The organism is Sulfuriflexus sp., assembly GCF_032250955.1.
In the GTDB taxonomy this organism is placed as follows: Bacteria; Pseudomonadota; Gammaproteobacteria; order AKS1; family AKS1; genus Sulfuriflexus.
Genome location: NZ_JAVVES010000013.1, coordinates 40,215 through 52,834 on the forward strand (window position 1 = coordinate 40,215; position 12,620 = coordinate 52,834).

13 protein-coding genes are annotated in these 12,620 nt (G+C 56.0%); 10 read left to right on the forward strand and 3 right to left on the reverse strand.

From position 1 onward, the window contains the following. The 8 genes from hisA (at nucleotide 1) to RQ738_RS03810 (ending at nucleotide 6,137) form a co-directional block, all read left to right on the forward strand. Nucleotides 1-744, forward strand: coding sequence for a 1-(5-phosphoribosyl)-5-[(5-phosphoribosylamino)methylideneamino]imidazole-4-carboxamide isomerase (gene hisA / locus RQ738_RS03775; protein ID WP_314162117.1), 744 nt, complete (start codon nucleotides 1-3; stop codon nucleotides 742-744). A gap of 109 nt (nucleotides 745-853) precedes the next feature. Continuing rightward, nucleotides 854-1,627: an imidazole glycerol phosphate synthase subunit HisF gene (hisF, locus tag RQ738_RS03780; RefSeq protein ID WP_314162119.1), complete on the forward strand. Its 774-nt coding sequence runs from the start codon at nucleotides 854-856 to the stop codon at nucleotides 1,625-1,627. Nucleotides 1,628-1,791: 164 nt separating this feature from the next. After that, on the forward strand, nucleotides 1,792-2,178 hold the full coding sequence (hisI, locus tag RQ738_RS03785) for a phosphoribosyl-AMP cyclohydrolase (protein ID WP_314162120.1): 387 nt from the start codon (nucleotides 1,792-1,794) through the stop codon (nucleotides 2,176-2,178). Between the two features lie 2 nt (nucleotides 2,179-2,180). After that, complete coding sequence (locus RQ738_RS03790; RefSeq protein ID WP_314162121.1) at nucleotides 2,181-2,498, forward strand: phosphoribosyl-ATP diphosphatase; 318 nt, start codon at nucleotides 2,181-2,183, stop codon at nucleotides 2,496-2,498. Nucleotides 2,499-2,531: 33 nt separating this feature from the next. Then, a complete protein-coding gene (gene tatA / locus RQ738_RS03795) occupies nucleotides 2,532-2,798 on the forward strand; it encodes a twin-arginine translocase TatA/TatE family subunit (protein WP_314162122.1) in 267 nt (88 codons plus the stop codon). Between the two features lie 61 nt (nucleotides 2,799-2,859). Then, entirely contained in the window at nucleotides 2,860-3,216 is a 357-nt protein-coding gene (gene tatB / locus RQ738_RS03800; RefSeq protein ID WP_314162123.1) for a Sec-independent protein translocase protein TatB, read from the forward strand. Then, nucleotides 3,200-4,213 carry a twin-arginine translocase subunit TatC gene (gene tatC, locus RQ738_RS03805; RefSeq protein ID WP_314162124.1) on the forward strand — a complete coding sequence of 338 codons (1,014 nt, stop codon included), beginning with the start codon at nucleotides 3,200-3,202 and terminating at the stop codon, nucleotides 4,211-4,213. Before tatB ends, tatC begins: the two co-directional genes overlap by 17 nt. A gap of 70 nt (nucleotides 4,214-4,283) precedes the next feature. Beyond that, complete coding sequence (locus tag RQ738_RS03810; RefSeq protein ID WP_314162126.1) at nucleotides 4,284-6,137, forward strand: thioredoxin domain-containing protein; 1,854 nt, start codon at nucleotides 4,284-4,286, stop codon at nucleotides 6,135-6,137. Here RQ738_RS03810 and RQ738_RS03815 read toward each other — a convergent pair. From RQ738_RS03815 to RQ738_RS03825, 3 genes are all read right to left on the reverse strand, one after another. Beyond that, the gene (locus tag RQ738_RS03815; protein ID WP_314162127.1) at nucleotides 6,125-6,466 is read right to left on the reverse strand and encodes a pentapeptide repeat-containing protein; all 342 of its coding nucleotides are present in this window, start codon (nucleotides 6,464-6,466) and stop codon (nucleotides 6,125-6,127) included. The two genes, RQ738_RS03810 and RQ738_RS03815, sit on opposite strands and share 13 nt — an antisense overlap. Before the next feature lie 62 nt (nucleotides 6,467-6,528). After that, nucleotides 6,529-9,708 (reverse strand): efflux RND transporter permease subunit, encoded by a 3,180-nt coding sequence (locus RQ738_RS03820; RefSeq protein WP_314162128.1) that lies wholly within the window; start codon nucleotides 9,706-9,708, stop codon nucleotides 6,529-6,531. Between the two features lie 3 nt (nucleotides 9,709-9,711). Next, complete coding sequence (locus RQ738_RS03825) at nucleotides 9,712-10,794, reverse strand: efflux RND transporter periplasmic adaptor subunit (protein ID WP_314162129.1); 1,083 nt, start codon at nucleotides 10,792-10,794, stop codon at nucleotides 9,712-9,714. Between the two features lie 222 nt (nucleotides 10,795-11,016). Between RQ738_RS03825 and RQ738_RS03830 the strand changes: the two genes are divergently transcribed. Both RQ738_RS03830 and RQ738_RS03835 read left to right on the forward strand, forming a co-directional pair. Then, nucleotides 11,017-11,889, forward strand: coding sequence for a phosphate/phosphite/phosphonate ABC transporter substrate-binding protein (locus RQ738_RS03830; protein WP_314162130.1), 873 nt, complete (start codon nucleotides 11,017-11,019; stop codon nucleotides 11,887-11,889). A 446-nt stretch (nucleotides 11,890-12,335) separates the two neighbouring features. Beyond that, nucleotides 12,336-12,620 (forward strand): DUF4372 domain-containing protein (locus RQ738_RS03835; RefSeq protein ID WP_314162131.1); only part of this gene is annotated, 285 nt, incomplete at its 3' end.

Here is a 12,620-nt window from a genome sequence, read left to right on the forward strand (position 1 = left end):
ATGTTGTTAATACCGGCAATTGACCTTAAAGAAGGCAAGTGTGTGCGCCTGCGGCAAGGCAAGATGGAAGACTCCACAGTGTTCTCCGATGACCCGGTGGCAATGGCCGGCCGCTGGGTTGAAGCCGGTGCACGCCGCCTGCATATCGTGGACCTCGATGGTGCCTTTGCCGGCGAGCCGGTGAATGCCGGCGTAATTCACGACATCGCGGAAGCCTACCCGAATCTGCCCATCCAGGTGGGTGGCGGGATCCGCGACGAAGACACCGTCCAGACCTACCTGAATGCCGGCGTGCAATACTGCATTATCGGTACCAAGGCGGTCAGTGCACCACACTTTGTCTCCGACATGTGCCTGGAGTTTCCCGGACACATCATGGTGGGTCTCGATGCGAAAAACGGCAAGGTTGCGATAGACGGCTGGTCCAAACTGTCGAACCATGACGTGATCGATCTGGCCCAGCACTTTGAAAAAGACGGTGTTGAAGCCATTATCTTTACTGATATTGGTCGTGACGGCATGCTGACCGGGGTTAACCTCGAGTCCACCGTGGAACTGGCCCGTGCCATTACGATTCCCGTGATTGCCTCTGGCGGCATTACCAATCTCGATGACGTGCGTAAGCTCGCCGAGCTTGCCGACGAGGGCATCGGCGGGGCGATTACCGGCCGTGCCATTTATGAAGGCACACTCGACTTCGCCGAAGGCCAGGCACTGGCCGACGAGTTGTGCGGCAAAGAGTAGAGAAAGCCCAACGCAGAGAACGCAAAGTGTATAAAAGTTTCATGAAACAAATTTTCGATTTCCTCTGCGGCCTTTGCGCCTTTGCGCCTTTGCGTTAAGAGAGTTCATAATGGGTTTAGCAAAAAGAATAATCCCCTGTCTCGATGTCGATAACGGCCGCGTCGTCAAAGGCGTGCAGTTTGTCGATATTCGCGATGCCGGCGACCCGGTTGAAATCGCCAGGCGTTATGATGAGCAGGGCGCGGATGAGCTCACCTTTCTGGATATTACCGCCAGCTCGGAAGGCCGCGACACGATCGTGCATGTCGTTGAACAGGTGGCAGGCCAGGTCTTTATTCCGCTGACCGTGGGTGGCGGCATCCGCAATGTCGAGGATATTCGCCGCATGCTCAATGCCGGTGCCGACAAGGTGGGCATCAATACCGCGGCGGTGGATCGCCCCGAATTCGTACGCGAGGCGGCCGAGAGGTTTGGCTCGCAGTGCATCGTGATCTCGATCGATGCCAAGCGGGTCAGTGCCGAGGGCGAACCTGCACGCTGGGAGATCTTTACCCATGGTGGACGCAAGGGTACCGGTCTGGATGCCATCGAATGGGCCCGCCGCATGGTTGAATACGGGGCAGGCGAAATCCTGCTGACGAGCATGGACCGCGATGGCACCCGCGACGGGTTTGATGTCGACCTGACCCGGACCATCAGCGAGGCCGTGGCTGTGCCGGTGATCGCCTCTGGCGGCGTGGGCACCCTGGAGCACCTCGCCGAAGGTATTATCAAGGGCAAGGCCGATGCCGTGCTGGCGGCGAGTATCTTCCACTTCGGCGACCATACTGTGCAGGAGGCCAAACGCTACATGGCCGATCGAGGTATCGAGGTCCGCCTGTAGGCGAGCGGGGCTGCTGCGGCAGTATTGAAAATGGGCCCGCAAGGTCGGGTTACCCCTCCCCACCCTTTGCCAGCCTCCGTAATTCTGCTAACAGAAATGGCGTAACCCGGGATACGGGCGGGGATTATTTGCTACACTAGGTAACCTTTTCCGTGGAGATGAGTATGTCAGGGCGGTGGCTCGACGAGATCAAGTGGACCGATGATGGCCTGGTGCCGGTAATTGCCCAGGAGGCCGGTTCGGGCAAGGTGCTCATGTTCGCGTGGATGAACCGCGAGTCGCTGCAGTTGACTGCGGAAAAGCACGAGGCCGTGTACTGGTCACGCTCGCGGGGCAGACTGTGGCACAAGGGCGAAGAGTCCGGACATGTGCAGAAGGTGCATGACATCCGTCTCGACTGTGACAACGACGTGATCCTGTTAACGGTCGAACAACGAGGCAGTATCGCCTGCCACACCGGTCGGCATAGCTGCTTTTACAAGCGTTTTGAAAATGATAACTGGGTCGAGGTTGAGCCGGTATTGAAAGACCCTGAAGAGATTTATAAATAAGCATGAGCGATATACTCGAACAGATTGCCAGGACGCTCGAGGCGCGCAAGCAGGCCGATGCCGATTCGTCTTACGTGGCGAGTCTGTATGCCAGGGGACTGGATACGATTTTGAAAAAGGTCGGTGAAGAAGCGACCGAGACCGTGATTGCCGCCAAGTCGGGTGACAAATCACAAATTGTGTATGAAACCGCTGACTTGTGGTTTCATACGATGGTCATGTTGGCCAATGAAGGACTGGGTCCGAAGGATGTGCTTGCAGAACTGCAACGTCGCTTTGGTGTCTCAGGACATGAAGAGAAGGCCTCGCGCAACAAATAGGCGCGAGCTATTTTTTAGCTAGGAGACAAGACAATGGGTTTTGGTGGAATTGGACCGGGTTCACTCATCCTTATTCTGGTGATCGTTATTTTGCTGTTCGGCACCAAGAAATTACGTAATGTTGGCGGCGACCTGGGCGGGGCCCTGCGTAGCTTTCGCAAATCGATGAAGGAAGGCGAAGACGACAAGGGAGATGACGAAAGCTCGAAGCTGTCCCGGCAGGACAGCGATGCAATCGATGCTGAAGTTGTCGAAGAAGAAAAAGAAAAAGAAAAAGAAAAAGAAAAGGATAAGGGCTGAGGCCAGCCCCGGTTAGCAGTGTTGAGCGGAAGCCTTCGGCTTTGTACTGCCCGGTGAAGTCATGTTTGATATCGGCTTTTTTGAACTTATCCTCATAGCGATCGTCGCCTTGTTCGTGATTGGTCCCGAACGCCTGCCCCACGTCGCGCGTTCCGCCGGGCTATGGATAGGCAAGATGCGCGGCTTTGTCAGTTCAGTAAAGTCGGATATCGATCAGGAACTGAAGGCTGAGGAACTCAAGCGCATCATAAAGCAACATGCTGACTCTACCGGCGTGCATGAGATCATTGAAGAAACCAGATCGGCGACCAATGACGTCAAAGAGCAGGATTATTTGCTGCGGGCTATCGTCGATGATGATAAAGAAAAAACAAAGAAAGAAGTAAAGCAACCAGCCGACGATGAGCGAGCAGGATAATACCCCGACAGAACCCGCCTTCCTCTCGCACCTCATCGAGTTGCGAGACCGGCTGTTGCGCAGCGTCCTGGTGGTGGTGGTGCTACTGCTGCCGCTGCTGTATTTCGCCAATGAACTCTATACCCTGCTTGCCGAGCCACTCCTGAGGCACATGCCGCAAGGCACGCAGATGATCGCCACGGAAGTGGCCTCACCGTTTCTGACGCCATTCAAGCTGGCCTTGATTGCGTCTATTTTTATCGCCGTCCCCTACCTGCTGTACCAGACCTGGGCATTTATCGCCCCGGGGCTTTACGAGCATGAGCAGAAACTCGTCATCCCCCTGATGGCCTCGAGTACGCTGTTGTTCTATGCGGGCATCGCCTTTGCCTACTATGTGGTGTTCCCGCTTGTGTTTGGTTTCTTTATCGGAGTTGCCCCCGAGGGCGTTGCGGTAATGACCGACATCTCGAAGTACCTGGATTTTGTGCTGAAGCTGTTTATTGCCTTCGGCATCGCCTTTGAGGTACCGATTGCGACAATTCTCATGTGCTGGACCGGCATGACCACCCCGGACAAGCTGGTCGAGAAGCGAGCCTACGTTATCGTTGGCGCCTTTGTCATCGGCATGCTCATGACGCCACCGGATATCGTTTCACAGGTTCTCCTGGCGATGCCTATGTGGCTGTTGTTCGAGGTCGGGGTATTTTTTGCGCGGCGTTTTACCCCGCAGCGCGGCAGAGGTGACGAGGATAGCGACAGCGAAACAGCATCAGAAGACAGCACTATGCCTGCCGCGGCGGCATCAGCGGCAGGGCATGCGGCGGCAGATAAAAAGCAGGAACAGGCCGCTTCAGCTGAGGCTGATATGGAAGAAGAGGAAGATCCATACAGGGAATTGACTTACGAGGAAATGGAGGCCGAACTCGACCGTATCGAAAGAGAGGAGGCCGAGAAAGACGAGAAAGACGAGAAAGACGAAGAAGACACGCCCGGGAGCGGCGACAAGAAAGAATAAATCGGCACCCGTGCCCGGGAGTAAATCATGCCTTCCCGCTGTCTTATATGTATATGACGGGAGTCTCAACATGAAGCCACGCCTGCTACCGGGCATTGCCCTGCTGTTGATGGCAGTGCTCCTGCATACCGATGCCCATGCCGGGCTGAAAAACACCCTCGCCAACCATGCCTCACCCTACCTGGCCATGCATGCTGGCGACCCGGTATATTGGCAGGAATGGAATGAGCAGAGCGTGGCCATGGCACGCCGGCAAAATAAACTCCTGTTTGTCTCGGTAGGCTATTTTGCCTGTCACTGGTGCCACGTCATGCAGCGCGAGAGTTACCAGAACCCCGCAATCGCGGCAAAGCTGAACAGCAACTTCATCCCGGTCAAGGTTGACCGTGAGCTGAACCCGGCTCTGGACACACGCCTGATTGAGTTTGTTGAAAGCACCCGCGGCTATTCCGGCTGGCCGTTGAATGTCTTTATCACCCCCGATGGATACCCCCTGCTTGGTATCGTCTACCTGCCACCGGAGGATTTCGGTTCACTGGTGGACGAGTTGCAGACACTCTGGCAACAGGATCATGTGCAGTTAACTGCCGATGCCAAAGCGGCCAGCGCGGAATTTGTGACTGCCGCCCTGCCGGCAGGGATCCCGCTAAAAACGGATCTCGCCGGACAGGTTCGCGCGCAACTGAAAAAAGTCAGCTTTGCAAAGGCTGATCACATGGCCGGCGGTTTTGGCAACCAGAGCAAGTTTCCTTCCGTTCCGCAACTGGCCGCCTTGCTGGAGAGTTACGCCAGTGACGCGGATGCCCAGACTGCCGAATTCCTGCGCCTGACGCTCGATAATATGGCCAGTCTGGGTCTGCATGACATTGTCGGTGGCGGCTTTTTCCGCTATACGGTCGATCCCCAGTGGCATGTGCCGCATTTTGAAAAGATGCTCTATGACAACGCCTTGCTGGCGAGTCTGTACTTGCGCGCCGGCACGTTGCTTGATGAGCCGGCCTATCTCGCGACAGCACGGCAGACACTCGACTTCATGCAAAGCGAATTGGCGGGCAGGCAGGGTGGCCTGTATGCGAGCCTGTCGGCAATTGACAGCAATGGTATCGAAGGTGGTTACTACCTCTGGCAGGCGGAGGAACTGCAGGCATTACTGACTGCAGCCGAATGGCTGGCGGTGAGCAAGGCCTGGAAAATAGAAGGTAGCATGACCACGGAGGATGGTTATCTGCCGCTGGCCTACCGGGATAGCGAGGAGGTGGCCGCCGAGCTATCGATTCCGCTCGCCGAACTGAGACAACGACTGACTTCGGCAAAACAGAAAATGCTGGCCGCGCGCAAGCAACGCAGCCTGCCAGTGGATGACAAACAGCTGGCAGCATGGAATGGACTGGCCCTGTCAGCCTTTGCCGAGGGCGCCGCAGTTTTTGATGACAAACGCTATAGAGATATGGCGGATCGTATCAGGACATTTTTACTCAGCCAGTTGTGGCAGGACGGGCGCCTGCTGCGTGCCCGGGATACAAATGGCAAGGCTCTCGGTGAGGCGACGCTCGAGGATTACGCCTACGTGGCGCAAGGCCTGCTGGCATGGGTCGGGTTAAGCAAGCAGGCGAAAGATTATGACGAGGTCGGGCGGATTATCAGGACGGCATGGAAAAGATTTTTCACAGCCCAGGGCTGGCGCTTGACCGAAACCAGCCTGCTGGCCACTGCCACCAGCCAGGTGGTGCTGGCCGATGGCCCGATGCCCTCACCCTCGGCAGAGTTGTTGCGGGCAACGCTTGGCTGGTTACAGGAAAGAGAAGATAGTGGATTACGTGCACAGACCATGCACGCCATCAGTGCCGGGCAGGCATTATTACTTGAGGACCCTTACTGGTTTGCCAGCCAGGCCCGGGTGGTTTTCATGCTTCAACAGCCGTAGCGCATCCGCGTACCGTGTATCAGAGAAAGGGTGATCTCGTCGGCGCTGAGCTCGGCCGGGAACAGGCAGCCGGATATTTTCGCTGCATGGATACTGGCACCGTTCAGGTTCGCCTTGCTGAAATCGATACCGCGTAAATCGGCCTGACGAAAGTAACCACCCTGGAAGTCCAGCCCATCGGCATGCAGACCCTGCAGGCCAAGCCCGCGCATGTCGGCATTGATCAAATCAGGGCTCTCGCCCTTGGCACAGGCATGATTAAAGTCATCGATTTTGCCCTCACGCAACAAGTGGTAAAGGTGGTCTTCTTTCATTTCCGGTTCGCTCATGGCGGGGCTCCTGATTTAAATATTCCTGATACACATTAGGTGGTTTGCACAGTGATGGCAAGCTAGGGCTTGAGCCTGGCGGCTCGCCGGTTATCAAGCAGGCGGTGAACCTCGGTATAGATAACCGGGATAAGGAACAGGCTGACCAGCAAGGAAAAGCTCAGTCCTGAGACGATGGTAACTGCCAGTGGCTGTAGCATCTCGGCACCTTCGCCGAGTTTGAGTGCCAGCGGTAACATACCGACCACGGTCGTGAGGGTCGTCATGAGAATCGGCCGCAGGCGTAAACGTGCCGCCGTCAGGGTCGCGGTTAGCAAGGCCTGTCCGGCGGCGCGCTGCAGCTCGATATACTCGACCAGCACGATTGCATTGTTGACGACGATGCCGGCCAGCATGATAAGGCCGAGGGCGACCGGCATGGAAACCGGCAAGCCGGTAACGAACAGGCCTATGGCGACACCAATGGTCGCGAAGGGGACGCTGACAAGAATGATCAGCGGGTTTTGCAGTGACTCGTACTGGATCGCCATGACCACGAGTACCAGGAACAGGGCGAGGAGCAGGAGCATACCGGAAAGCTGCTTGCCTTCCTGTAAGGCCTGGCTGGCACCACCGTCATAGAAGGTGTAGCCATCCGGCAGCGCCAGGTCGGCAAGGCGTGTCTCGATCTCGGCATGGATTTCACCCGCCGTACGTATGTCGGTGCTTAGCGAGGCACTGATTTCAACATAGCGTTGTTGCTTGTCGCGCAATACCTGCGCGGGGCTGGCAATGATGTTGACGTTGGCGACATCGGCGAGGTAGACGGAAGCCCCCGGCTGGCGCGAACTGAACAGCAGGATCGACTCGATGTCCTGCGGTGATTCAATGCGGCTACGCGGCAGGCGCAGGCGCACATCATAGCTCTTGTCGCCGTCGATAAAGTCTGTGACGACCTCGCCGTTCAGGGCATAGCGCAGGGCATGGGTGACATCTTCGATATCCAGGCCGAGGCTGGCGGCACGTTCACGGTCAACCTCGATAGCCAGTTCCTGGCGGACTTCCTCCGAGGAATGCTTCAGGTTACGCAAACCGCTGGTGTCACGCAGGCGTAGCATAATCTCGTCACCTATTTCATCGAGCGTTGCCAGTTGCGGGCCCTGGATACGCAGGCTCAGATCATCATCACCACGGCTGGTGCGGAAGCCGCGAATACCATAGGTACGCATCCGCACGCGGATACCGGCGAAGTTTTGCTGGCGAATCAGCTTTTGCATCTTGTCCTTCCAGGCGTCGCTGGAAAGCACGCGCTGAGTCGTCGGCACAAGCTGTACGGTCAGGGTGCTCTGGTTGCTCGCCTCATATTCCGAGCGCCCGAAGATCCTGCCGCCCACAATCGAGAACACGCCCCTGACCTCTGGCTGGGCGCGCAGGAGTTTTTCAATCTTGATCACGCTGGCATCCATTTCAGTCAGCGAGATACCGGGATCGGCACTGATGCTGACACGCAACTTGCCGTCATCAAAGGCGGGCAGGAAGATATTCTTGTTTGTCGCAAACACCGTAAGGATGCTGATCAGTAGTGCTGTCAGCAAGACGCCGATAACAGCAAGCCGCAGGCCATGATTGGTGAGAACCGCCTCGAGACCGGCGACATAACGCTGGCGCAACAATTCGACAAAGGCATCAATTTTTGCACGAACCCCACTGGTGCGGTTACTTGCAGAGTGGGCGGCCAGCGCCGGCACGAGGGTCAGGGCCACGGCGAGGGAGGCCACGATGGCTGCCGAAATGGTAAAGATGAGTTCCTGGAACAACAGGCCAATAAGGCCGCCGATAAACAGGAACGGCAGCACGGCGGCAAGATTGGTGGAGGTAGAGGCGACGATGGCGCTGTTTATCTCGCCTGCCGCGGTTACCGCGGCAGCGGAATCCGCATCGAGACCGGCGGTGGTTTCCGTCTCTACAATGTCCCGTTCCTGCTGGTGACGGGAAATGTTTTCGAGCATGACGATTGTATTATCGACGAGCATGCCGATGCCGAGTGCGAGGCCCCCGAGAGTCATGATGTTCAGGCTCAGGCCGCCGAGCCCCATAAGGATGAAGGTCACCATGATGGCGATGGGAATCGCACTGCCGATGATCAGGGTATGACGCAGGTTGCCGAGGAACAGGTAGACGATAATCATGGCAAGGATGGCGCCACTGATTGCGGCGGTCGCGGCATTGTTCAGTGAATTGCGGACATAGATCGACTGGTCATCAACAATCTGCACCCGGGTACCCTGGGGCAATATGGCCTGCTGTTTGAGCCACTCGACCTGTTGTTTGACCGCATCGGCGACATTTACCGTATTCGCATTCGGTTGCTTCTGGATCGATACCTTGACGCCGGGGATATCGTTATAACGTACCTGCAGGCGCTGTTCCTCGTGTCCGTCAATGACCCTGGCGATATTGCTCAGGTGGATGGTCTCGCCATTGGCAAGCGCGATGGGGAGCTCTGCAATATCAGAGACGTTTTCAAAACGTCCCGAGGTGCGACTGATAATCTCCTGTTCAAGCATGATCAAACGACCACCCGGCGCTTCAACATTACCGCGCTGCAAGGCCCTGACAACATCACTGATAGACAGGCCGAGCCCGCTGAGGCGTTCCTGGTCGGGCAATATAAGGATCTCGCGTACCAGGCCGCCACCGACCTCGACCGCGGCCACACCAGGCAGGTTGAGAAACCATTTTGAATAGGTGTTATCCACCCAGTCACGCAGTTGCACGGCGTCCATGCTTGTCGAACTGACCACATATTCCATGACCGGGATCTGGGCAGGGTCACGCTTGTAGATAACCGGCGGGTCGATAGAGGTGGGCAAGAAGCGCTTCGCGCGGTCCAGGCGGGTACTGGCATCGCGCAGGGCAATGTCAATGTCCTTGCCATACTCAAAGGATAGATCTACCGAGCTGCGACCTTCCGAGGTCCGCGACTGGACGCTGATGGCATCTTCGGTAATCGCCAGTTGTTCTTCCAGCTGCCGGGTAATCCGATCTTCCATGACCGTGGCAGGCACGCCGGGATCGATAATACGCACCCGCACTTCCGGATAGATGATGTGCGGTAGCAGGTTAATCGAGAGGCGATCCAGCACGAAGCCGCCAAGCACAACCACGGCAAGGGTGATCATGATAATGCCAATCGGATGACGGATTGACCAACTGGCCAGGCCACCGCTGCGAAAGCGCATGTTATGGTTACGGGATGGCATGGACTATTCCCTGGTTGATTTTTGCCCGACCGGCGAGTCTGCCGCCGTGCGAACCGGGCTGCCAGGCTTCAGACCGAGAAAGCCCTTCACGACCAGCCGCTGACCCTCTTCGAGACCTTCAAGAATCTCGACCTTGTCTTCGATGCGCAAGCCACTCCGCACCGCCGTACGAACGGTCTTGTCCTTGTTATCAACCACAAATACAAACTCGCCTTCGGCATCACGTCGGAGTGCAGAAAATGGAACCAGCAGGCGTGTCTGTGGCGGGCCTTGTAACGTGACCCGGCAGAACTGTCCGGGCAGGGCTCCGGCGGGTGCCGGGTCCAGTACGATCTCGACAATCCCGGTGCGCGTGGCAGCATTCAGGCTGGGATGAATACGAAGGATCTTGCCCCAGAAACGCTGGTTTGGCAGGGCGTCAATCGTCACCTCGACATCATCACCGTTGCGCAGGCCGGGGAGCAACAATTCGGACACAGCGACCTCGGTGATCAGTGTCGAGGTATCAATAAGGGTCAGCAGATGGGTATGGCGCTGGGCGACGAGGCCGGGCTCGGCAAAGCGTTGACTGATCACACCATCAATGGGGGCGTGCATACGGGTGTAGCTAAAGCGTGTTTGTAACAGGCTTTCTTCAGCCTTCGCCACATCAAGGGCGGTATGCGCCCGGGCGAGTGCATCCTCGGCGACCAGTCGTTTCGAACGAAGTTGTTTCAGGCGGGCCAAATCCTCTTCAGCCTGGCGGCGGGTGGCATGGGCCTTATCGAGTTCGGCGCGGAGTAACTTGTCATCAATGCGTACCACTACATCATCTTTTTTTACCCGGGCACCTTCATGGAAGGGCAGCTCGGTCAAAACCCCTTCTTCCTGGTTAAAGAGTTTGACTTCGGTGCGGGCATGTAACGTGCCGGTGCGCCGCGAACTATGCCGAACCGTTTCTGCACGGGCGGGGGCCAACTCAACCAGTTGGGCCGGTCGCGTGCCGGTCTTCTTTGCAGTGGTCTCATCGGCACAGGCACTTAACAGGACCAGGCCGATGGCGACTAATAACCATAAAAAGGGGGGAAGCGTCGTTGTTCTTGTCATGCCTGGGGCTCGCAGTTGCAACAGGGAATGCCTGATAAATTAAATGCTTATTGTAGGCCCTTTCTAAACAACGGGGAAAGGGTTTGATGGCCTGTTCATGCTTCACATGTTTATGACTTGACAGTGCGGTAAAGGTTTCACAAAGAGGGGAGTTTTTGCCATACTCAAAATAATAGTGAAGCTGTGACAATAAAAAGCCATCATCATTTATGGGGAGAGAGCATGTTAAAAACCTTTTACTGCGCCAGCAGAAACCGCTGTCGTAAGGGTGTAGCCCGCGCCGGGTTTTTTCTGGGGGCATGCCTGATGATCCCGGTAATGGCACTGGCCGCCGAAGACGGCGTTATCACGATGACGACGGCACCGACCCAGTCGGTAGCCGATACCCATAAACTTTATGGTCCAATAGCCGAATACCTGTCCGCGGCCAGCGGTAAGCAGGTCAAGCTTGTGCCGGTGCGTAATTTCCTCGAATACACCAGTAAAATGCGCAAGGACGAGTTTGATATCATCTTTGACGGCCCGCATTTTGTCAGCTGGCGCATGCAGCACACCAACCATGTCCCCATGGCGCGCCTGCCCGGCGAGCTGGTTTTCATGGCGGCAGTGAAGGATGGCGGGGCGATCAAACAAATCGATCAACTCATCGGCAAGAAGATCTGCGCCGTGAACTCCCCGAACCTGGCGACGCTAATGGTCCTGGATGCCTTCCCTAACCCGGTCCGTCAGCCGGTTATTGTCGCGCAGAACAGTTTCAAGGCGGCCATGCAATGCCTGAAAGAGGGCAAGGGCATGGCTGCGATCCTGCCCATCAAGTTCTGGAAGAAGTTTGAAAAGAAAGGCGAGACCAGGGGTTACCGCCTGCTCTACTCGACCCGTCAGCAGCCCCTGCCGCCGCGGACGTTTTCGATTTCAATGCGTATCGATGCAGAAACCCGCGAGAAGATAACAAAGGCACTGCTTGAGAGTGAAGGCAAACCGGGCGCCCTGCCGGTGTTGAATCGCTTCCGCAGCAAGAACTTCGTCGCGGCGCGGGAAAGTGAATACCATGACCTGTCCCGGCTGTTGTTATCGGTATGGGGCTTTCATGAATAGCCTGTCGAACCAGATGAATAACACCCTCGACAATATTATTAACCGGCAACATACTGATATACCTACATATACCTCACGGCGGCATTGGTAACGTCATGCGGCACCACTTTCCCGGATCGGCAAAAATATACTATACTTAGACTAAGGTTTTTAATGAGGCTCGTTAACCAGGCCAGGATGCCCATTTTTGCCATGCCCGGTTTCTTTAATAAAAACCCCTTGAATCTGTTTGGTCGTGGTACAGCCAGCTTACCAGCGACACCCCGGGCCTCCCCTGACTGGTAACAGGACGAACCTCATTCCTGAGCGATGGACAGGAATTCCCGTTTTGAATATGTAAGGAAAGTCACTGCTGTCCCGTTAACCGAACGAAAAAAGGCTTAAATCTCAATGATCTGTTATAATGAACGTGCGAACAAACACTATAATAGAAGGAGATTTAAGCCTTGGCACATCATAGCACCGTATTTTCACAATTGCTCAAATTTATCCCTAGACATGAATTCGAGACCCTGGCAAAACAGCATCATACAGGCCGTTCTTTCCGCACCGCCTCGCGCTGGTCGCAGTTCGTGACCATGTCGATGGCACAGTTGGCGGGGCGAAACAGCTTGCGTGACATTGTTGAAAATATCTCAGCGCAGGCCCATCGCCTTTATCATCTGGGCAGTGCAAAGCTGTCTCGTTCTAATTTATCTCGCATTAATGACAGTAAGCCTTATGCGCTCTAC